The organism is Anaerocolumna cellulosilytica, from assembly GCF_014218335.1.
Taxonomy (GTDB): domain Bacteria; phylum Bacillota; class Clostridia; order Lachnospirales; family Lachnospiraceae; genus Anaerocolumna; species Anaerocolumna cellulosilytica.
Genome location: NZ_AP023367.1, coordinates 112,555 through 135,472, shown reverse-complemented (window position 1 = coordinate 135,472; position 22,918 = coordinate 112,555). Strand labels below are relative to the sequence as shown.

The window sequence follows — 22,918 nt, the reverse complement described above, 5'->3', positions numbered from 1 at the left end:
GTTATGTCGGGGAATACAATTCCTTTTTAAGATATTATAGTAAATCATCATCGTTGCAATAATCTGCATACTGCTCTAAAATCTATCTCGATACCAAATACCCGAACCATCTGGAATATAGTTCTGCTTCTTATACTAACTAGATTACAAACTTCTCTTATAATCATTCTGTATAAGTTCATATATCAAAAGAGAAGTCTCAAAAATAGGCTGCTCGGAAGCCAGTACTGTAATCTGCTGCTCACGGGCTTTTTTTAGTGTCTGACTGTCCGGTGTAACGCCCTCTGCCAGAATAATACATGCCACCTTCGTAAGAGAGGCTACTGCTAACGTATTCATATTGGCTATGACTGTAATCCATACCCCTCCAGCCGGTGCTTTACTCATGGCACTGCTTAGTAAATCACAACAAAAAGGTTTGGTTAATACGGTTTCCAAACAACTGCCGGTATTGATTACTTTGAATAACTTCTTATTCAGTAATTCCTGTAAACTCATGATATATCATCCCTTTCTATACTCACTTTGACTTCTCCGTAAGCCACGTTACAACCGAATGTACAATTATAACAACGTTACTATTATAAATCTTGATTTATAGTATAACATTGCTATATAAGTTAATCAACTTTATATATTTTTTATAAAATAAAATATATTTCAGTTTATTAAAAAGCATCTTCTGTGAAATTTATAATACATATAGATTTTTTATCAATAACATGCTATACTGATATTGTTTGCCGATAGGAAATTGTATAATAATTAGTTTTTTTGTAGTATTTCACCCCTTCGGCATAAAATTCGAATAACAGCTATGCAGTCTGAACTTTAAGATGAGTATCTGACCCGGCTATCCCAGTAGTCCGAGCTATAATTACCTAATCTAAGAACAGACAACAAATTCAAGGAGGTTAAGAAATGGGTTCCCAGAAAAAAACAGTCCCTTTTGCCGGCTCTAAAGAGCAAGAAGCACAACTTCTTAAAGTCATTCAGAAATACAAAGATGACGACGGCGCTTTGATGCCTATTCTCCAGGAAGCACAAAATATCTATGGATATCTTCCTGTCGAGGTACAAACTATCATTTCCAATGAAATGGATATTCCCTTGGAAAAAGTCTATGGAGTTGTAACATTTTACTCTCAATTTTCACTGAATCCCAAAGGTAAATACAAGATTTCCGTATGTCTTGGTACTGCCTGTTATGTAAAGGGCTCCGGTGATATCTACAATAAACTAATGGAGCTGCTTCATGTTGAAGGCGGAGAATGCACACCTGATGGTAAATTTTCTCTTGATGCCTGTCGTTGTATCGGCGCATGCGGCTTAGCTCCCGTGTTAACCATTAATGAAGATGTATACGGCAGGTTAACCGTAGATGAAATCAAAGATATCCTTGCAAAATATGAATAACCATTGGTAATCCTATGATGACAGAAATTTCTCTTCATGTATTAGATGCAGCGCAAAATTCCCTAAGAGCCGGAGCTGACTTTATTCAGATTACAGTCAGAATAGATACAAGAGCAGAGACTCTTACTCTATCTATAACCGACAATGGGTGCGGAATGACGGCTGTAGAGCTTAGAAAAGCTGAAGACCCTTTTTATACCACACGAACCACAAGAACCGTGGGGTTAGGGATTCCCTTTTTAAAGCAGGCGGCACTCTTAACCGGCGGACATTTACATATTGCTTCAAAACCGGGTGGGGGAACTACCCTTATGGCTGTATTTAAATTAAATCATATTGACCGTATGCCTTTAGGCGATATGGCTTTAGTTATATGCTCCTTGGTTATCTGTCATACAACGGTAGATTTTTTGTACTGTTACCATGTTGATAACAAAGGCTTTACCTTAGATACCAGAGAATTTCGTGAAATCCTTAAGGATATACCTTTTTATAGTCCTGAAGTTTCAACCTATATAAAAGAATATTTCGTTGAGAATCAAGCTGAAACAGACGGAGGAATCGTATTCTAACTTTAATATCATAAAGACCCAATTCCAGTTTATGTTCAAGCTTTTTTCGCAAAACTTTGATAAATTTTTAACATAGTTGTTTCCTATTAATTTGTAAGGAGCATATCCTTATTCGTACGTGTGCAAGTGTCAAGACACTCGTGCCATACACCCGTGTCAATGCATTAGGGCACACAGATGGGAGTTATTATATGAAGACTCTAGAGGAATTAAGAGAGATTAGAGAAAAGATGCAAAGTCAGGTGGGCTTACGCTTTGAATCCTCTGACCAAACCAAAGTTGTAGTGGGAATGGCAACCTGCGGCATTGCAAGTGGAGCCAGACCGGTCCTTACTGCCCTTTCTGATGCAGTACAGGAAAAATCCCTTTCTAATATAGCGGTATTGCAAACCGGCTGTATTGGTTTATGCCAGTACGAGCCTATCGTTGAAGTATTTGAACCAAATAAAGATAAAGTAACATATGTGAAGATGACTCCCGAAAAAGCTTTGGAGATAGTGGAGCAGCACTTAATCCGCGGTCAGGTTGTCAGCCAATACACAATCAGCTCTGAAGGGAGGATTTAAAATATGTTTCGTTCACATGTATTAGTTTGTGGTGGTACCGGATGCACCTCCTCCGGAAGCACTAAAATCATTGAAACCTTACAGACAGAAATTGATAAAAATGGTCTGGAAAAAGAAGTTTCTGTTGTTCAAACCGGCTGTCACGGACTTTGTGCCTTAGGTCCCATTATGATTGTATATCCGGATGCTGCCTTTTACTCTATGGTAAAGCCAGAGGATATTCCCGAAATCGTAACAGAGCATTTATTAAAAGGAAGACCGGTAACCAGACTCTTATATACTGAAACTGTAACTGACAATGGAATTAAGTCCCTTAATGAAACAGATTTTTATAAAAAACAGCATCGAATTGCACTGCGTAACTGCGGTGTTATTAATCCGGAAAAGATTGAAGAATACATTGGAACCCACGGCTATGAAGCGTTAGGAAAGGTATTAACCGAATGTACACCCGATCAGGTCATTCAGACGCTTTTAGACAGTGGACTTCGCGGCCGTGGCGGCGGCGGTTTCCCAACCGGTCTGAAATGGAAGCTTGCAAAAGCAAATGATGCTGACCAGAAATATGTTTGCTGTAATGCCGATGAAGGAGACCCAGGCGCTTTCATGGATCGTTCTGTACTCGAGGGCGACCCTCATGTAGTATTAGAAGCTATGGCAATTGCCGGCTATGCTATTGGTGCTTCCCAAGGCTATATCTATGTTCGTGCAGAATACCCGATTGCTGTTGAGCGTCTGGAAATTGCCATTGCTCAGGCAAGAGAATATGGCATGCTAGGTAAAAATATCTTTGGCACAGGCTTTGATTTTGACATCGGCTTAAGACTTGGTGCAGGAGCCTTTGTATGCGGTGAAGAAACTGCCCTTATGACTTCCATTGAAGGCAACCGAGGGGAACCTCGTCCAAGACCTCCCTTTCCTGCCCAAAAAGGGTTATTCGGAAAGCCTACTATTTTAAATAACGTAGAAACCTACGCTAATATTCCCCAGATTATATTAAACGGCCCCGAATGGTTTGCCGCTATGGGTACGGAAAAATCAAAAGGTACTAAAGTATTCGCCCTCGGCGGTAAGATTAAGAATACAGGCCTTGTGGAGATTCCTATGGGAACTACACTTCGAGAAGTTGTAGAACAAATCGGCGGTGGTATTCCAGACGGCAAGAAGTTCAAAGCTGCCCAGACCGGCGGTCCTTCCGGCGGATGTATTCCCGAAGAACATTTTGATATCCCCATTGATTATGATAACTTAATCGGTATCGGCTCCATGATGGGTTCCGGGGGTCTAATTGTAATGGATGAAGATAACTGTATGGTTGATATTGCGAAGTTCTTCTTAGAGTTTACCGTAGATGAGTCCTGCGGAAAATGTACCCCCTGCCGTATCGGTACTAAGCGTATGTATGAAATGCTTGACAAGATTACAAAAGGTCAGGGAACCTTGGAAGACCTTGATAAATTGGAAGAGCTTTGCTACCACATAAAAGAAAATTCCCTATGCGGCCTTGGCCAAACTGCTCCAAATCCTGTATTATCTACTTTACGCTATTTTAAGGACGAATATATCTCACATGTAGTGGATAAAAAATGTCCCGCAGGAGTATGTAAAGCCTTATTGTCCTATGTCATTGAAGCTGATAAATGTAAAGGCTGTACCTTATGTGCAAGAACCTGTCCAAATGGTGCTATTGAAGGGAAAGTTAAGGAAGTACATTTTATCATACAGGATAAGTGTATTAAATGCGGTGCTTGTATGGAAAAATGCCGTTTTGGTGCTATTTTTAAAAAATAATGCCCATTAATTCAGTACTTTAAGGAGGTAAATATGGAAACCATAAATATTAAAATAAACGGTGTAGACATAGCTGCACCCGCAGGCTCCACCATCTTAGAAGCTGCCAGAACGGCTCATATTGACATTCCAACGCTTTGCTACTTAAAAGAAATCAATGAAATCGGTGCTTGCCGTATCTGCGTTGTAGAAGTAAAAGGTGCCAGAAGTCTTGTAGCTTCCTGCGTGTTCCCAATCAATGAAGGTATGGAAGTATGGACAAATACCCCCAAGGTATTGGCTTCCAGAAGAAGAACCCTGGAATTAATCCTATCAGACCATGACAGGAAATGTCTCTCCTGTGTCAGAAGTGGTAATTGTGAGCTTCAAAAGCTATGTAAAGACCTTAAGGTCGAGGATGAAGGTGTTTATGACGGCGAGGCTAATGAATATGAGATAGACTATTCTGCTGCTCATATGTACCGTGACAATAACAAATGTATTCTTTGCAGACGCTGCTCCGCTGTCTGTGAAAAGGTTCAGGCGATAGGAGTTATTGGTCCTAATGAACGCGGTTTTAAGACTACCATCGCTTCTCCTTTTAATATGGGACTTGGAGATACTAGCTGCGTATCCTGCGGACAATGTATCGCCGTATGTCCAACTGGTGCCTTATCAGAAAAAGACCATACAGATGCTGTATTTGCTGCTATTGCAGATCCGACTAAACACGTCGTAGTCCAGACCGCTCCTTCCGTGCGTGCAGGGTTAGGAGAAGAATTCGGTCTACCGATCGGAACCAATGTAGAAGGTAAAATGGTATCCGCACTTCGCCGCTTAGGCTTTGATAGGGTATTCGACACAGATTTTGCCGCAGACTTAACTATTATGGAGGAGGCTCATGAGTTCTTAGACCGTGTACAAAATGGCGGTGTACTGCCTTTAATTACCTCCTGCTCACCCGGGTGGGTTAAATACTGTGAACACTACTTCCCGGATATGACAGAGAATCTGTCTAGCTGTAAGTCTCCCCAACAGATGTTTGGTGCTACAATTAAAACCTACTATGCAGATAAGATGGGCCTTGATCCAAAAGACATTGTCTCTGTAAGTGTTATGCCATGTACTGCTAAAAAGTTCGAAGTTGGAAGGGAAGATCAGGATGCAGCGGGAGTAGCCGATGTTGATATTACTATAACGGTCAGAGAATTTGCCAGAATGATTGAACGTACCGGCATTAACTTCTTATCCTTACCGGATGAAGAATTTGATTCACCACTTGGAATTTCTACCGGTGCAGGTGTTATCTTTGGTGCAACCGGCGGTGTTATGGAAGCAGCGCTTCGTACTGCGGTTGAAACCTTAACCGGTGAAGAGTTAAAAAGCCTTGATTTTACAGAGGTAAGAGGCGTAGAGGGTATTAAAGAAGCAATCTATAACGTAGCAGGTATGGATATTAAAGTGGCAGTTGCCTCCGGTCTAAAAAATGCAAAAGAGCTTTTAACAAAAGTAAAGAACGGCGAAGCAGAGTACCACTTTATCGAAATCATGGGTTGTCCCGGTGGCTGTGTAAACGGCGGCGGTATGCCACAGGTTCCAGCGGGTATTCGAAACTTTAATGACATTCGGTCGCTTCGTGCAAAAGTATTATACGACCTGGATTCATCCATGCCCTATCGGAAATCCCATGATAATCCAGCTATAAAGGAATTATACAATACCTATTTAGAAAAACCAGGAAGTCATAAGGCACATGAAATTCTTCATACTACTTATGTAAAGCGAAGTGTAAACTAACAGATAGACCATATAGTGCATAACCCAAAAGCGGCATGTCTAAGATGCCGCTTTTGGGTGTTTAATAAGTATATAAGCTAAGGTATCAATAAATCGCTATTGGCCCATACGGTCCATTCATAATTTCTATTTTTGTTTCAAAAATATCAGTCAAAAGTTCCGGTTTCATAATATCTCCTACCGTTCCAAACGCAGCGATTTCTCCGTTTTTCATAGCACAGATTCTATCAGAATATTTGGCTGCAAAATTTATATCATGGATAACAGTCAGAATGGTTCTTCCGAATTCATTAGCAGCATGCTTTAAATGCTCCATCATTTGAACAGACCTGGCAACATCGAGATTGTTTAGAGGTTCATCTAAAAGTACATATTCTGTCTCCTGGCACAAAACCATTGCTACATATGCTCTTTGCCTCTGACCACCGGAAAGCTCATCTAGATATCTGTTTTCTAAGTCAGTAAGGTCTAAAAAATCGATATATTTAGAAATAATTTCCTCATCCTCTTTTGTTAATCTGCCTTTTGAATATGGAAAACGCCCAAATCCGGCAAGCTGCCTAACCGTGAGTCTCGTTACAAAATGGTTCTCCTGACGTAAAATAGTCAAAATTTTAGCTAAATCTTCTGATTTAGATTCAGAAACATCCAAATTAGCTACCTTAATTTGGCCTTCGTCCATATTCAAAAGTCTTCCAATCATCAAAAGTGCCGTAGATTTTCCTGCTCCATTTGGTCCAATTAAAGAAGTAAGACCGGCTTTTGGTATTTCAATATTTAGAGGACCTATTTTCACCTCATCTGAATATAATTTTCTAGCATTAACAATCTTTATCATAAAGTTCCCTTCCTTAACATTACAATCAGAAATGTTATTCCTCCAAACATTTCAATAATAACGGAAACCACACCTTGGGCCCTAAATACATGATACATAAAAAAGTATGCTCCAGTTAGTATCAAAAATCCTATCGCAAGAGCCATTGGAAAAATATATCTATGATCATACGTTGGTGCTGCTTGATAAGTCAGAGCTGCAACTAAGAATCCAAAGAAAGTAAGTGGCCCAACCAAAGAGGTTGAAATAGACATCAAAACAGATACTAAAATAAGTGTATATATTACACCAGATGGATGATCAACTCCCAAAGAAGTACTTACACTTTTTCCAAGTGACAATACATTTAGTTTTTTAGAATAAGCAAGGACAAGTACTGCCGCAATTATTACAATGGGAATTGCAATAGGAAAGTACGAAGCATCTGCATTATTGACAGAGCCAAATAGTCTTGCTTGTAACACATCAAATTCGGATGGTGCTAATAACCTTCTCATAAAAGACGACACAGACCTTAGACCGGTTCCGATGATAACCCCAACCAAAAGCATAAGTTGTAGGTTTCCATACTTTCCGGAAAGCAGCCATCCATAAAGTATCAAACACATCAAAACCATAATAATCACTTGAAATAGAAATGACCCGACACCACTGAATTTTATAAATACCCTAGCACCCAAAAAAAACATGGTGCTAGTATGGATAGTAGAATAAAGTGCTTCAAACCCTAAAAGTGAAGGTGTTATAATCCTATTATTGGTGCTAGTCTGAAAAGCAACCGTAGCCAGACTCTGACAAATGACAGCTATAAGCATTGCAACTATAGCCACCAGTCTTCTTTTAACGACTGGTATAAAAGAAGGAGAATCTACCGGAACCGGATTGTTATAAATCAAAAGTCCGTAGGTGGCAAGAGCACCTAAAACAACCAATGTTATCAGCAATATCCAATAACGTCTCTCCTCTTTCTTAGAACGAAAAGCTTTGGCCGACCTGCTCTTTTTATGACGGTTGATATTAATTTCCTCACGGTTCTTGTTACTATATATAAATTCACTCATTTTAACTTCCTTTGTTTTAATAAGATAACTATAAAGGTAACTGCTCCCACCGATCCAAGAATCAAAGAAACGGGAACTTCAAAAGGCATTATAATTGTTCGGGAAATAATGTCGCAAAGAGTAATAGCTCCGGTTCCTAGTACACATACCCATGGTAGGTTGGTCTTAAGATCGTCGCCTCGATACATTGAAACAATATTCGGTACGATTAAGCCTAAAAAAGGCAAGTTTCCAATAACAGCTGCAACAATACCAACTGTAATTGAAATAAGACCAGTGCCCAATATTACAATCTTATTATAATTTACTCCAAGGCTCGTAGCGACATCTTCACCTAAGCCGGCTAACGTTAATCTATCCGCATAGATAAATATTACAATGTTAACGATTACAATAAGCCATAAATACTCATATCGTCCAATTTGAACAGGTGCGAAAGAACCTACAAACCAAGTTTCAATATTTTGCGTCATTTGGAAAGCAAGCCCGACAAAAGTGGATATTGAGGATATTACTGCTCCTAGCATCATTCCTATAATCGGTACAATTAAGGACGAGCGAAGTTTAACTTTTCTTAAAAACAAAAAGAAAATCATAGTACCTATAAAAGAAAAAATAATTGCGCCAGTCATTCTAAGTACTAAAGTCGGGGCAGGAAATACCAAATAAACAAAAATAAGCCCCAGACCGGCCCATTCAATTGTTCCTGTTGTAGTAGGTTCTACTAAACGATTCTGGGTAATAAGCTGGGTTACTAGTCCTGACATTGACATTGCCGCACCGGTAAGCATGAGTGCTGCTGTTCTTGGAACTCGAGTTATGAAAAACATATCCCATCCATCTTTTTGCCCTTTTATATCATACACTCCGGTAAACAACGAAATAACACCTAAAATTAAAACAACAATAACTGCTGCTATAAAAGGCTTTGTCCATATTTTTTTGGTACTAAAGTTTTGGGGCTGAGAAACCTCAGCCCCTGTGGTTTTTTGCATTATATGTTTAGGCATTGTGATATTCTTCCTTTATACTACTGAGCCAAAGTACTTGCAAGATTTTCAAATAACTCTACATATGTTTGTATAGATTCATTTGTGTAGGTATCGTTTGGTGCATAAACAATCTGTCCCTTCGTAACAGCGGTGGTGTTTTGAAGAGCAGGTGAGTTGTTGATAACATCCATAGCAGGAACTGCATCGTTTATAGAGGATATGGCGGCATCACGATCCAGTACAAAAATCCAATCCGGATTACTTTGTGCAATTGCTTCAACAGAAATATCATCACCTTGATGGTCTGAAGTGGAGCCATCAACTTCTAGTGCAGAGCCCCATCCAAAAATCTCATACATAGGACCCCAAACACGTCCGGAATGAGGCGCTGAAAAACCAATCTCTCCACCAGAAACCACAACACTAATAACGGTATCTGTTCCATTATATGCAGATTTAGCATCTTCGATAGATTTTTCAAAATCGGCCACTAATTGCAGCGCTTCTTCATTTTTATCAAAAATTTGTCCTAATGCAATTGTTGAATTCTTAAGTCCATTTACTAAGTTATCACCTGGTGTGCCAGATTCCGCAGAAACATCAAAATTAAGGTCAATAACGGCCGCATTCGGCACTAATGCTTTTATATCTTCATAATAACTGGCAAACCTCTGCCCGACAATTACAAGTTCAGGGTCTACAGCTGCTATAATTTCAAGATTTGGTTCACTATGGTTTCCGATATCTTGAACGGAAGCATCACTTACATAGGATGAATCCCCAGGCATTACCCCCTTAGGAACCGCTGCTAATTCAATCCCCCAATCAGCTAAAGTTTCAAAAGTTCTATTGTCCAAAGCCACTACATTTTTGGGATTTACAGGAACAGTAACAGTTCCGTGAATATCTGTAATTTCTACTGTTGCGACTTCAACAGGCTCATTTGTAGGTTCACTCGTTGCAGCAGGTGTAGAAGTAGGTGTGGGTGTGGTGGCAGTATTCTTACTTGAATTACTACAGCCCGTCAACATTAAACCAAAGACAGCAATAAAAACAGTTAATTTGGGTATAAAGAATTTTCTCATAGAATCCTCCTAAAGATATGTATTAATAGGTAAGCAAATTATTAAATTAGTTACTATGTTCCTACGCAAAAGCTAAGATAAATTTTCCTTCTGCTTTCTTACAGAAGAAACAAGATAAAATTAAAATCTGCTAAATGTTATAGGTCTCTAACTATTTATTCAAAAAAATAGTTAGCTACCACTAACTTCTTTGGAAGTATACCATAACATATTTTTAATGTCAACCGTTAACCTATAAATTGCATTGCATTCTCTTCTGCTTTTCGTTAAAATAATAGATATCAATTGATTATGAGGTGATGGGATGCAGATTAAAGAATCCGCTGAAGACTATTTAGAAACTATTCTAAGATTACAAGAGCAAACCGGACATGTCCGTTCTGTAGATATTGCCCACAAGTTAGGCTACACTAAGGCAAGTGTCAGCATAGCCATGAAAAAACTACGCGAACATGGCTATATACACATAGACGAAAACGGAACTATTACTCTTAATAAAACCGGTCAGGATATTGCTATAAAAATTTATGACCGCCATCAGACCCTTACCAGCCTGTTAATTGCTGCTGGTGTAAGTAAAGAAACTGCTGCAAAAGATGCCTGCAAAATTGAGCATGTTATCAGTACCGAAAGCTATCTGTGTATCAAAAACTATTTTAATAGTAAGATAGTCTAATAAGTAAATTTTTATAGAGTATTAATAAGCAATGTGGTATATATATCCATAATAAGGAAAAAATAGTTGACAAATGGCAATTTTAGGATATAATAAATTTCATAATCAGCCTTACAGACAAAGTAGTCGCAAAATTACATTTGATTTTACGGCTACTTTTCTTTTATAGGTACGCTTTATAACATTAAAGTGTTCAATTGTCCTGTCAGGCTACTAAAGGAGGAGAATCGTGAAAAAATTAAGAACCCTGTCACTATTGTTGTTTACCTTATTATTTATACTAAGCCTTACCGGATGCGGCACCGGGTCTAGTAAAAAGGTGAAAGACACCTCTGCTGATACGCCGAAAACAGACGGTACTGTTCGTACGGAACCTGACACAGCAGGAGGAAATATCCTTAATGTTCATTTTGACGTAGAAATAGCCTCTATGGATCCTCAGATAGCGACTGACGGCACATCCTTTGAAACCATAGCTGCCATTACAGAAGGCCTCTATTCCATAGATGCTTCCGGCTCACCCATACTAGCAATGGCTGAGTCTGTTGACAAAAGCAAAGATGGTTTAACCTACACATTTACTCTAAGAGATGCCAAATGGTCTGACGGCACTCCGGTAACCTCCCATGACTTTGTATTTGCATGGAGGCGCCTGGTAGATCCGGTGGTTGCCAGTGAATATTCCTTTATTATGGGGATAGCCGGTGTAACCAATGCAGCCGCTATTATTTCCGGCGAAAAAACTACAGAGGAACTTGGTGTAAGTGCACCAAATGATAAAACACTGGTAGTTACTTTAGAAGTTCCTGTACCGTTCTTTGAATCTTTACTAGCATTCCCTTCCTTCCTGCCGGTAAATGAGGCCTTCTTTAAAGCCGCAGGTGATTCCTTCGGTACCTCACCCAGCACCATTTTAAGTAACGGACCTTTTATTATAACTTCCTACGAACCTGCCGCAACTACAATTACCCTGACAAAGAATCCTGCTTATTGGGATGTTCAGAACGTGGCCTTAGATGGAATCCGCTATCAAGTAATTAAGGATTCGCAGCAAGCAATGCTCTCTTATCAAAATGGTGATTTGGATGTGGCAACCTTATCGGGTGAGCAAGTGGAACAATTTGCGGCTGACCCGGAATTCCATAACATAATGGCTGGTTATCTATGGTATATCTCTCCGAACCAAACCATCAAAGGACTTGAAAATGTCAATCTTAGAAAAGCTCTGGCACTGGCTTATGACAAAGGGGCAATTGTAAATAACATCTTAAAAGATGGTTCTATTGTAGCAGATTTTGCAGTACCAACTCTTCTTGCCACCGGACCCGACGGCAAGGATTTCCGTGAAACTGCATCGACTTATCTGGCAGCAGACAAGGCGACGGCGCTTAGTTACTGGGAGACGGCAAAAGCTGAACTGAATGTTAGCCAGTTAAAATATACTATGCTTGTTGAAGATACGGAATCTACCATGAACGTGGCACAATTTATCCAGTCAGAGATACAGACTACCCTGCCTGGCTTAACCATTGAACTTCAGACAATGCCAAAGAAAAACAGAGTGGAACGGATGCAGCAAGGCGATTTTGAGCTTGGTCTCACCCGTTGGGGTCCAGACTATGCAGATCCCATGACTTATCTGGATATGTGGACCACGAAAAGCCCTAACAATTATGGTTTCTGGTCAAATAAAGAATATGATTCTATTATTGAATCTGCCAAAAAGGGAGCTTTGGCACTGGATACTACAGCCCGATGGGCAGCTCTAAAAGACGCAGAACGCCTGGTTATGGAGGATGCTGTTATCTTACCGGTTTATCAAAAAGGTGATGCTGTTATGATTAAAAACGGTATAGAAGGAATTGAATTCCATTCGGTAGGTATTAACCGCATCTATAAAAATGCAAAAAAATAAGCATAGGAATCATACGTTTTTATCTATTTACCAAAAGCCATCTAGTATCTTCAAGTAAACTAAATATATCGGGAGTCCATCCCCAGATGGCGCTGTCCATAGCGTATGCAGACGACAGCGCCATTCTTGTTATGTAAGGAGCGTGGTGTTTTGAAAAAATATATACTAAAGCGCATTATAATCTCAGTTGTTACTCTACTTGTTATTTTGTTTGTCTTATTTTTAATGCTGGAATTCATGCCCGGTTCTCCCTTTAACGATGAAAAATTAACTGAGGCACAAAAAGCAGTTCTTAATGCAAAGTATGGGTTAGATAAACCAATAATGGTACGGTTTTTTCATTATATCAAATCTATGTTAATGGGGGACTTTGGTGTATCTTATACCATATCTAAGAATACGCCTATTACAGCCTTGTTAGAAACTAGATTACCTATATCTCTGCGTATTGGCGGTCAGGCAATATTAATTGGTACCCTAATCGGTCTGATGTTAGGTATGATTGCTGCTCTTAAACATAATACCATCTATGACACCCTGACCACGGTTATATCTGTTCTTGGCGTCAGCCTGCCTTCCTATGTATTTGCTATGACTTTAATTTATTCCCTGGGGTTTCGTTTAAAATGGTTTCCTCTTCTTTATCAAGCCGATTCTCCATTAAAATCCTCAATTCTTCCAACTATTTCCCTCTGTATGTTTACCATTGCCACCGTTGCCCGCTTTACCAGAACTGAAATGCTTGAAGTCTTAGGCTCTGACTATATGTTGTTGGCAGAAAGCAAAGGGCTTAACAGTTTCTCCCTTATCTTCCGCCATGCCTTAAGAAATGCTCTCATACCAATTGTTACCGTTCTGGCTCCTTTAGTGGTAGGCTTAATGACCGGAAGCCTGGTAATTGAAAAGCTATTTTCTATTCCCGGAATTGGCAGCCTTTTAGTCTCTGCCATACAATCCAATGATTACAACGTAGTAATTGCTCTTACCTTTATCTATAGTGTAATGTACATTGGCATTATGCTATTTGTGGATATTCTTTATGGAATGATAGACCCCAGAATACGTTTAGCAAAGGAGGCCGTCAATGAATAGGACAGAATATTCTTTTTCACCCGAGGATTTTGAATTTGTACCAAAAGATAATCTTTTACCACCTGAAGAGATTTATAATACCCAGTCTTACTTTAAGGATATTCGAAAGCGTTTTACAGCTAATAAAGGTGCTGTAGCAGGTGGTATCTCGATTCTCTTAATCCTTCTGCTGGCAATTATCGGACCAATGCTAAGCGGTCACACCTATTATTCACAAAATATTACTCACCAGAATCTAGCCCCAAGAATAAAGCTTCTAGAGGGTATTGGTATCTTTGATGGTTCAGAAACAATTACCACTTCAACCGGAACCATAGAACAGAACAAATATATATCAGAAGACACCTCCATTACCACCGGACTTGAAGAGGTCTATTACTGGTTCGGTACGGATGTCCTTGGAAGAGATATCTTTACAAGAACTTGGGAAGGCACCAGAATCTCCCTCTATATTGCTTTCGTGGCAGTTATGGTAGATATGTGTTTTGGTATGATATATGGCTTAATCTCCGGGTATTTTGGGGGACGAACCGATATGATAATGCAGAGATTTGCAGAAATTCTAAATGGCATACCTACTTTAGTCATTGTTACCCTGCTGATTCTGGTTTTTCAGCCTGGTTTATTAACTATAACCATAGCTCTTGCCATCACCGGTTGGATAGGTATGAGCAGAATTGCCAGAGCACAGGTGTTAAAGCTAAAGGAACAGGAATTCATACTGGCTTCCAAAACCCTTGGTGCTAAGGATTTCTTTATTATATTCAAGGAGATCCTTCCTAATATATTTGGACAATTAATCGTAATGTCCATGTTCTCTATACCAAATGCTATATTTACGGAAGCATTCTTAGCCTTTATCGGTCTTGGTGTACCACAGCCCTTGGCTTCCCTTGGCTCTTTAATCAGTGATGCCTTTAAGTCCTTTACCACCCATCCCTATATGATCGTCTTCCCGGTCATTGTACTTGGCATTATCATGTTAAGCTTTAACCTAATGGCAGACGGCTTAAGGGATGCTTTTGATCCAAAAATGAAAGAAATATAAGGAGGCGCACCATGATACCTGAAAAGCAAACCATTTTATCCATACAGGACCTATCCATCTCCTTTTTAACTTCTGCCGGAGAAGTTCATGTCATCCGAGGCATGAATCTGTCTTTACAAAAGGGAAAAACCCTGGCTATTGTCGGAGAAAGCGGCAGTGGTAAATCCGTAACAGTAAAAGCGATTATGGGTATTCTAAGCAGCAACGGAAAAGTGACGGGAGGCAATATATATTTTACCCATCAACAGGGTAAGGAGGAGGAAGTAACCGAAGACTTATTAAAGCTTTCTAAAAAGGAAATTCGTAAGAGTATTAATGGGAAACGAATTGCCATGGTATTTCAAGATCCAATGACTTCCTTAAACCCTACCATGACCATTGGTGCCCAACTCATGGAGGGCATGAGATACCATTACAAATATAAGAAACCTCAGGCTTATGAAAAAGCTCTAAAATTGCTTGCCCTGGTAGGTATTACTGCTCCGGAGAAAAGAATGAAGAATTACCCCCATCAGTTGTCAGGCGGCATGCGGCAAAGAGTGGTAATCGCCATAGCCCTTGCCTGTGACCCTGAACTTTTAATCTGTGACGAACCCACCACCGCACTGGATGTCACCATTCAGTCCAAAATACTTGAGTTAATAAAAGACATCCAGAAAAAAACCGGAATCTCAGTAATTTACATAACACATGACTTAGGGGTAGTGGCAAAGGTGGCCGATTATGTGGCTGTAATGTACGCTGGAAAGGTCGTGGAGAAGGGGTTAACGGATGAAATATTTTATGATCCAAGACACCCTTACACCTGGGGTCTGTTATCTGCTATGCCGGATATAGATTGCACGGACGATAAACTTTATACCATACCCGGTAGTCCCCCAAATCTCCTTTATAAACCGGTGGGCGATTCCTTCGCTCCCAGAAACCAGTATGCCCTTACTATAGATTTAAAACAGGAACCGCCTATGTTTCAGATCACTGATACCCATTATGCCGCCACCTGGCTTTTACATGAGAAGGCACCAAAACTTGATATGCCAACCACATTAAAACAAAGAATTACTCTTATGTTAAAGGAGGAAGCCTAGATGAAGCAAAGTGAACCACTGCTTATTGTTAAGGAGCTAAAGCAATATTTTAGGATTACCCGGAGATTTCGTGTAAAAGCAGTTGACGGTGTATCCTTTACCATCAATCCCGGGGAGACCTATGGCCTTGTGGGAGAGTCCGGCAGCGGTAAATCCACCATCGGGCGCTCTATCATAAGACTCTATGAACCCACCTCCGGAGAAATCCTCTTTCATGGGCAGAATATCTCCGGCAGGCTTACTAAGGCGGAAAATTACACGCTGCGTACCAAAATGCAGATGATATTTCAAGACCCCATGGCCTGCTTAAATCCCCGAAAAAAAGTACTGGATATTATAGCTCAGGGGCTTGATATACATCATCTGTACCATTCAGAAGCTGAACGGAGAGAAAAAGTATATAAAATGCTTCATATGGTGGGTCTGTCCCCAGACCATGCCAACCGATATCCTCATCAATTTTCTGGAGGACAGCGGCAGCGCATAGGAATTGCTCGTGCTCTGATTATGGAACCGGATTTAATTATAGCAGATGAAGCCATCAGTGCTTTGGACGTGTCCATTCAGGCACAGGTAATTAACCTTATGAAGGAAATCCAGAATAAAACCAACATTGCTTACCTCTTTATTGCTCATGATTTATCCATGGTCAAATACATATCTGATCGGATTGGGGTGCTGCATTTGGGTCACCTAGTTGAGACAGGAACAAAGGAAGAGATTTTTTCTAATCCCATACATCCTTATACCCAATCACTCTTATCGGCTATCCCTCTGGCTAATCCAAGACTGGAAAAGCGACGCACCTCCCTAACTTATGATTATGAAGCCTCGGGAATAGATTACACCAAAGGAACCATGCACCAACTTGAAGGGAAGCATTTTGTATTAGCTACCGCTGACGAGTTAAAAACCTGGACGGCATCTCCCCTGCGTCGAAATGCTTAACCGGATTCATTCCTTAAGGGATTTTTATCTATAAAATTGAAGCTATGAATTATTCTGTAAAAAAAGTTCCATGACTACCTTTACCAATATCATTCTGAAAGACTTATTTTGCCTTTTATGATATAGTAAAATAGCCATGGAGCTTATCTGCCTGATTGGTAAATATAGTGGATTTTTATTTATCTTATGAATTTTCATTATATGTCTATCTATTTTCTCAACTTTCCCAGCAACATTTCTAAACAAAGCCTGTATAAAGAAGCTTGAGACAGCATCCATTCAGTCACTTTACTTTTGATGCAGGCTGTGATATCTCCTGACAAAGTTGAAATGCGCTCAACAAACAAAGCCCATCAGGCTTTGAAGTGCATTGCTTAAATCCATGTATAAAACTGTATCCATCAGATAGGTAATAATATTTATCAAAGGTATCAGAAACAAAATTATCATAAATTTGTAGCTTCTATATCATCTACAAATCCCACCAGAACTATAGAGTTCCCATAATTACAGAATACTTACATCAAAAGTGAATATATTACTGAAAAGAATGTTGGTTATTTTTAAACGTGTTTAATTTTCTGTGTATTAAGCATACACAGAAAACAACGTGAATTTATAGGCATTGAATAAAGCAAAAATGATTCGTAAAGCAGAGTATCATTACAAATATCTTTCCTAATTAATGAATCTATAAGCATAGGGAATATTTTTAACGATGAACGTATGAGAAACCGAATAAACTAAATATTAATTACCACATATAGCTAATATACTTGCTACAACAGCTGCTGAACATACACAACCTATAACGGTATTTGTAGTTATATCTTGATCTTTTAATAACTTTTTTATAAGAGTTACTGTATTTACATAAAGAATGATAACTGAAATTAACGATAAATAATAATAAAATGCCATTTTATATTCACATCCTCGTATTATAGGTAGTAGTGTTTATAGTCCCTCTCCAAGGACTGTATGCTATACTTTGGGAGACAATATGGATTGGTTTCTACTTCCCACCACTTCATAGTTTTAGAAAGGTGCAAAATGGTGAACTCAATAGATTTGATTCTCCTGAGAAGATACTGGCACATGCAGGATTATCGCCTTCTACATATCATTCAGGTCATTTCGAATCATCATATTCACATAAGGAAAAACGTACTTCAAAGTATCTCCGTTATGCTTTGTTCAATGTTGCAAAATTTGTTAGTCATTTAGATCCAACCTTCTCCGCCTATCTGAACAAGAAACGTTCCGAAGACAAGCGCTATATCACAGCTAGCAAAAAGCTTGTCAGAGTAATTTATCAGCTAGAAAAATTAAATCAATCCTACATCAAAGCTGCTATATTTGTCATGCAGTTTTTAATATTCAATCTTGTCTTAAAAGCCTTTCCTAAATCATTTGAAAATACTAATTGTAGCCTTGACTTATGAAAGCATTTCTTTGGCACCCTACTTTATATGTATTTCAACGAGCCTAATACTTATCTACTTTACAATAGAAATCGACGATTTTTTCATATATAAAATAGATTGTTAGTTGATGACCGATCCTTTATTAAAATAATTTAAACTGATTAATTTACTACCACTTATTTACATATCATTATACTAGCAGATAATACACATAAAATCAATAATTACTATAACTTATTATAATAATTCTAAATATCTTCAAAAAGTTAAATCTTTGTTTAATAATGACATTATTTTTAGAGCGTATTAGATGAAAAATTAAAATGCAGTCTAATACATTGTGTAGCATACGTATTAGACTGCTTTAATTATTAGCTTGAATAAAACAATGGTCTAAATAAGTAAACTATCTAATTAAAACTATACCTCAGAAACTAAGGTACCATTATATGTATATACCCTAAGCTTACGATAAGTAGTTTCTGTTGTATATGAAAAAGCTATACTAACATTAATTCCAGTAACTGATATATCAACACTTGGAGAACCTATTCCAATAACAGTATGTCCATAACCAAAACTAATACTCATTCTGTAAAGATTACTAGAATTACTTACTGTACTAACTCTCACTGAACCTGAAGTTATCTTTGAATACTCTGCATTAACCATTGACATTGGAAATTTGAAACTTACCGAGTTATTACTAACAGTATCAGGCGAATATGATTTGGTACCTAAATAAACTGAGCTTCGATACGTCTGAACATTACAAGAAGGTGTTTCATCATATTTCATACCAATAGGAATTGAAGAACTATTGTAACCGACAAAACCAATTGCTATTATATCACTATAATTAAATATTGGCTGAGCACTCCATGTTGTTGTATATAAAATTCTAAACTGATTAGTAGTATTAATAAGCCAAGGTGCCCACTCGACAGTAAGTGTTGCACCTAATGCATAAGTTTCTATGTATTCAAGGGCGTCTTCAGTACCATCATAACTTTCTAATCTATTAACTTCTGATGGAGAATAACCCATAATGTCTAAATTACCTTTGTTGTTTTCTACAAATTCAATAAGTTTCTCATTATAGTTATAATTTATAATCTCATTTGCTTCATCGACAGTAAAACCATATTTAATCAGCTCATCTTGTGAGTAGGACATTAAATTCCTAATATAATCAACTTCATTTGTAACGACTGTCTCAGTTAAGGCATTTTCATTTAAATATTGGACAATTTCATCGTATTCCAACGTTTGATCCGTTATAGACTTAATATTATCAGTACTCGCAAAAGCCGTACTTGGATTGGTTATAATAGTAAAAAACAAAGCAATGATTAATATAGGTACTATAAATTTTCTTTTTTTTCTCATTAAATACCTCCATAAAGTATAATGTTTATTCTGCGCAGACTAGTTTATAAATAAAAACAACGGTTTTTATTTATTTATTATTTTACATTATTTTCACATATATGTCAATATATGTTTATAAATTAAAATAAACCGTAAAATGAAGTAAAAAAGTAAAAGTAAATTCCAGTATGCAAGAGTACACCGGAATTTACTACTGTATTTAACGTTTATTAAGTTTTTTTGCTTTAGGAATCAAGCATTTCCAACAGCTTTGCTGGTGGGAAAGTTGAGTTATTTACTAACTGATAAATGCTATTTGAATTTTGCTCTGAAGCTCGTCCAAATCTTTTTGAAGGATGTCTTTATTCTCAGGTTCTTCAACAACACGTGCCTCTTTTAATGCCAATTCTAAATATTTTGTACTCTCACTTTTGTTTCCTTTTATTAAGAAAGCTCTGGACAGTGTTTCATAGGCGTAGGCTAAATGAAAGCCTGTAAAATCATTCTCCTTACATATCTTTAATGCCCTTTCCCCATGGAACAAACAAGAATCAAAGTTATTAAGAGCTGCATAAACTCTTGAAATCTGCCATTCTCCGATATAAACATTCTCTGGTGTCCCAACAGAAATCCAGTGATATAAGGAGGTATGTGCCATGTGCACCATAAGATAATTTTCATCCTCCGTCCTGTTTTCCTTATCCATTAACTCCCAGACTTTATTAAATAAGTCCATTGCCAGTTTCTTTTCTTCTTCACTCATTCCAGTCCTCCTGATACTACAGCCATTACATGTTGCCATTATCATTTCTTATCCTTTTGACCAGCTTTAAGTAACACCGGAAAAAGTACATAAAGGAATAAAAAATAGTAATCTACCTACTATAGTATATTTTACCCGCCTTTTGTGTCAATAGTAAGTAATACTTAATCAGAAAAAAAACATGAATGAACACTTTGTTATGAAATAGAGATAAGCATCGCTTAAAAACCATTTCCTGTTGTTATTCCATTATTATTTTAAGCAAAGTCAGGAGATACTGGTCTGAACCCGCCTGATATAGAACTTCCTTGGCAAAAGCAGGATTATCAGTAATTATATTATCCACTCCCAGCCTTTTAAGGCGTTCCAGCTCTGTTTTTGCATTGACTGTCCATACATGAAGTTCCTTACCATTTTTATGTATCTCACGTACAACACTTTTGGATACCAGATTTGACTTCATACTAAAAAAATCAATGGATTCTTTTCTGCTTAAACCGGAATAAAGTTGATAAGTTATATATCCTGTTCTGATATTAGGATTTAATTTTTTAATATTTTCAATACAGGTAAGACTGGTTGAAGATATCACACATTGCCATTCCATCTCATACTCCTCAATTAAGGCGACTACTTTTTCTTCAAGACCTTCACTGGCATTGCGGTATTTTAAATCCAGATTTAATAATACTTTACCTTTACTGCTTTCAAATACTTCCCTTAAGGTGGGTATTTTTGTTCCGATAAAGCTTTGGTTCATCCAACTCCCTGCATCCAATAATGCAATTTCAGCATAATTAATGTCCCATACTTTTTTATTCAATCCTGTGGTTCGTTTTAAGTTGTTGTCATGGAGCAGTATAAGTTCCCCATCCTTTGTCACCCTGACATCTACCTCCACATAATCAGCCTGCTCTTCAATGGCTTTTTCAATAGCAGGAAGTGTATTTTCAGGTACGGAGTAAGAAAAACCCCGGTGGGAGGTAACCCGTATCATATCCAAATTCATATAATCGAGAGGTGAGCCGTTTCGTACGATATTAAAGAAAAAATAAAAATTTATAACGATTAATAGAAGCAGGGTAGTTTTTAATATTTTTTTGTAGGACTTTGCGTTTCCTTCTTTCTCTGTAAATATAATTATATTCGGTATATCTTTAAGTATGCCTTTTACATTGGCGGCAAGCTTATAATGATAAAACAAATGGGTATACAAAGCAAAGTTACCAATGGTACTTATAAAAAATATAATTAGCATCAGATACTGATTTATACTATCATTTATGGATATAAAAGTAGCAATAGCCAGTGTCCTGTCAAAAATACCGGATACAAAAAAGCCGGTGACTGCCATGGTAAAAAGATAGAGGATAATTTCGATTCCAACAAGAATCAGATTCCAGCCAAGAAAATACAAAAATGTTGGCAGGGTTTTATTCTCTTTTAACCTTTTACTGTAACCTATCGCATCTTTATAAGCTTCATCCTCAACCATATAATAATGAAACACAAACAATTTACGAAACAGGAATATACCAATAAGTATGATTGTTATAGCACCAATTAACAACAGCAATAGTTTATCAGGAATTTCATCTGTAAAAAAACGAAACAGCCTGATACGATTAAGTACAAAAATAAAAAGCGGCAGATTAAAAACGGCCATAGTTATAAAGGCAGCAGGTAATAGCTTTAAATTCCCTTTTCTGATACAAAATACCAGTTTATACAAGGCATACTTAAACACCTGCAATAAACTAAATTTTTTATTATTTTCAAGCATGGAGAAAAATATAATAAGATAAAATATTTCCAAGAGTAAAAATAGCCCAATCACTATAAATAAAAGGGCGAGCATTATTATAGATATGGGGTTTAACAAAAAGCGACCTATATTATCAATGGTAACATAACTAAAGCCGGTTACCTTTAAAGCCAAATGATATATTTTAGATATAATCGGAGTTAATACAAATACAAATAAGAAAAGCAGCATGCCCTGTCCGACTGTCAGGGACAAAATATTTTGAAATATTAACTTAATTGAGTTAATATAGATTTTTTTTCTCTTTTTTATTTCAGCCATAATAAACCCTTTTTATTCTATTGTAATTCTTTTTAAGCAGGATTTCAAGGTTAGAATCATTTATTGAATAATACGCTGTATAACCCTTAATACAACATAGCTATAGTATATGTGATGAAACTGTTTTTCATCAAAGGCAGATATAAGTGTTTCCTCAAAAAAATTCTATAATAAAAATGGGTGACAAAATGCAATGCATCTCGTTCACCCATCTTTTTCATATCTATGTCAAGCAGCCGAATGAAATAGTATTTCTGCAAAAAGAAAATATAAGGTATAAGAGTTCGGTTGCGGATTGTTGTAGATATGTAGCTCTTAGTGCCTTACATTTTATGAATACTATAGTATATTCTTATAAGTCAAAATAGTTCCAAAAAAAACTAAAAAAAGGCTGAACCTGAGGCCAG

General features: G+C 37.7%; 20 protein-coding genes. 12 read left to right on the top strand and 8 right to left on the bottom strand.

Annotation, left to right across the window (positions count from 1 at the left end; translation table 11 throughout):
- Window positions 1-144: 144 nt before the first annotated feature.
- Window positions 145-498, bottom strand: coding sequence for a DRTGG domain-containing protein (locus tag acsn021_RS00570; protein WP_184093046.1), 354 nt, complete (start codon window positions 496-498; stop codon window positions 145-147).
- A gap of 423 nt (window positions 499-921) precedes the next feature.
- On the opposite strand from acsn021_RS00570, the gene acsn021_RS00565 reads away from it, so the two are divergent.
- The 5 genes from acsn021_RS00565 (at window position 922) to acsn021_RS00545 (ending at window position 6,121) form a co-directional block, all read left to right on the top strand.
- Window positions 922-1,416, top strand: coding sequence for an NADH-quinone oxidoreductase subunit NuoE family protein (locus acsn021_RS00565; protein ID WP_184093047.1), 495 nt, complete (start codon window positions 922-924; stop codon window positions 1,414-1,416).
- Between the two features lie 14 nt (window positions 1,417-1,430).
- Window positions 1,431-1,988 carry an ATP-binding protein gene (locus acsn021_RS00560; RefSeq protein WP_184093048.1) on the top strand — a complete coding sequence of 186 codons (558 nt, stop codon included), beginning with the start codon at window positions 1,431-1,433 and terminating at the stop codon, window positions 1,986-1,988.
- A gap of 191 nt (window positions 1,989-2,179) precedes the next feature.
- The gene (locus acsn021_RS00555; RefSeq protein WP_184093049.1) at window positions 2,180-2,554 is read left to right on the top strand and encodes a (2Fe-2S) ferredoxin domain-containing protein; all 375 of its coding nucleotides are present in this window, start codon (window positions 2,180-2,182) and stop codon (window positions 2,552-2,554) included.
- Window positions 2,555-2,557: 3 nt separating this feature from the next.
- Window positions 2,558-4,345 carry an NADH-quinone oxidoreductase subunit NuoF gene (locus acsn021_RS00550; protein WP_184093050.1) on the top strand — a complete coding sequence of 596 codons (1,788 nt, stop codon included), beginning with the start codon at window positions 2,558-2,560 and terminating at the stop codon, window positions 4,343-4,345.
- Between the two features lie 33 nt (window positions 4,346-4,378).
- Window positions 4,379-6,121 carry an NADH-dependent [FeFe] hydrogenase, group A6 gene (locus tag acsn021_RS00545; RefSeq protein ID WP_184093051.1) on the top strand — a complete coding sequence of 581 codons (1,743 nt, stop codon included), beginning with the start codon at window positions 4,379-4,381 and terminating at the stop codon, window positions 6,119-6,121.
- An 85-nt stretch (window positions 6,122-6,206) separates the two neighbouring features.
- On the opposite strand, the gene acsn021_RS00540 is transcribed toward acsn021_RS00545, so the two are convergent.
- The 4 genes from acsn021_RS00540 to acsn021_RS00525 are packed head-to-tail and all read right to left on the bottom strand — an operon-like array spanning window position 6,207 to window position 10,097.
- The gene (locus tag acsn021_RS00540) at window positions 6,207-6,959 is read right to left on the bottom strand and encodes an iron ABC transporter ATP-binding protein (protein WP_184093052.1); all 753 of its coding nucleotides are present in this window, start codon (window positions 6,957-6,959) and stop codon (window positions 6,207-6,209) included.
- Window positions 6,956-8,020, bottom strand: a complete 1,065-nt coding sequence (locus acsn021_RS00535) for an iron chelate uptake ABC transporter family permease subunit (protein WP_184093053.1) — start codon at window positions 8,018-8,020, stop codon at window positions 6,956-6,958. Before acsn021_RS00535 ends, acsn021_RS00540 begins: the two co-directional genes overlap by 4 nt.
- The gene (locus acsn021_RS00530) at window positions 8,017-9,030 is read right to left on the bottom strand and encodes an ABC transporter permease (protein WP_184093054.1); all 1,014 of its coding nucleotides are present in this window, start codon (window positions 9,028-9,030) and stop codon (window positions 8,017-8,019) included. The genes acsn021_RS00535 and acsn021_RS00530 overlap by 4 nt, the downstream gene beginning before the upstream one ends.
- Before the next feature lie 20 nt (window positions 9,031-9,050).
- Window positions 9,051-10,097, bottom strand: a complete 1,047-nt coding sequence (locus acsn021_RS00525) for a siderophore ABC transporter substrate-binding protein (protein WP_184093055.1) — start codon at window positions 10,095-10,097, stop codon at window positions 9,051-9,053.
- 304 nt (window positions 10,098-10,401) lie between these two features.
- On the opposite strand from acsn021_RS00525, the gene acsn021_RS00520 reads away from it, so the two are divergent.
- The 7 genes from acsn021_RS00520 to acsn021_RS00490 all read left to right on the top strand — a co-directional run bounded on the left by acsn021_RS00520 (window position 10,402) and on the right by acsn021_RS00490 (window position 18,309).
- Window positions 10,402-10,773 (top strand): metal-dependent transcriptional regulator, encoded by a 372-nt coding sequence (locus tag acsn021_RS00520; RefSeq protein ID WP_184093056.1) that lies wholly within the window; start codon window positions 10,402-10,404, stop codon window positions 10,771-10,773.
- A gap of 229 nt (window positions 10,774-11,002) precedes the next feature.
- On the top strand, window positions 11,003-12,688 hold the full coding sequence (locus tag acsn021_RS00515) for a peptide ABC transporter substrate-binding protein (protein WP_184093057.1): 1,686 nt from the start codon (window positions 11,003-11,005) through the stop codon (window positions 12,686-12,688).
- 150 nt (window positions 12,689-12,838) lie between these two features.
- Window positions 12,839-13,780, top strand: coding sequence for an ABC transporter permease (locus acsn021_RS00510; RefSeq protein ID WP_184093058.1), 942 nt, complete (start codon window positions 12,839-12,841; stop codon window positions 13,778-13,780).
- Entirely contained in the window at window positions 13,773-14,828 is a 1,056-nt protein-coding gene (locus acsn021_RS00505; RefSeq protein ID WP_184093059.1) for an ABC transporter permease, read from the top strand. The genes acsn021_RS00510 and acsn021_RS00505 overlap by 8 nt, the downstream gene beginning before the upstream one ends.
- Window positions 14,829-14,839: 11 nt before the next feature.
- Window positions 14,840-15,916, top strand: coding sequence for an ABC transporter ATP-binding protein (locus acsn021_RS00500; RefSeq protein WP_184093060.1), 1,077 nt, complete (start codon window positions 14,840-14,842; stop codon window positions 15,914-15,916).
- Complete coding sequence (locus acsn021_RS00495; protein ID WP_184093061.1) at window positions 15,917-16,864, top strand: ABC transporter ATP-binding protein; 948 nt, start codon at window positions 15,917-15,919, stop codon at window positions 16,862-16,864.
- Window positions 16,865-17,817: 953 nt separating this feature from the next.
- Window positions 17,818-18,309, top strand: a complete 492-nt coding sequence (locus acsn021_RS00490; RefSeq protein ID WP_330603069.1) for a transposase — start codon at window positions 17,818-17,820, stop codon at window positions 18,307-18,309.
- Between the two features lie 402 nt (window positions 18,310-18,711).
- On the opposite strand, the gene acsn021_RS00485 is transcribed toward acsn021_RS00490, so the two are convergent.
- From acsn021_RS00485 to acsn021_RS00475, 3 genes are all read right to left on the bottom strand, one after another.
- A complete protein-coding gene (locus acsn021_RS00485; RefSeq protein ID WP_184093063.1) occupies window positions 18,712-19,680 on the bottom strand; it encodes a hypothetical protein in 969 nt (322 codons plus the stop codon).
- A gap of 280 nt (window positions 19,681-19,960) precedes the next feature.
- Window positions 19,961-20,425, bottom strand: a complete 465-nt coding sequence (locus acsn021_RS00480; RefSeq protein WP_184093064.1) for a hypothetical protein — start codon at window positions 20,423-20,425, stop codon at window positions 19,961-19,963.
- Between the two features lie 241 nt (window positions 20,426-20,666).
- Window positions 20,667-22,511, bottom strand: coding sequence for a glycerophosphodiester phosphodiesterase (locus acsn021_RS00475; protein ID WP_184093065.1), 1,845 nt, complete (start codon window positions 22,509-22,511; stop codon window positions 20,667-20,669).
- Window positions 22,512-22,918: the final 407 nt, after the last annotated feature.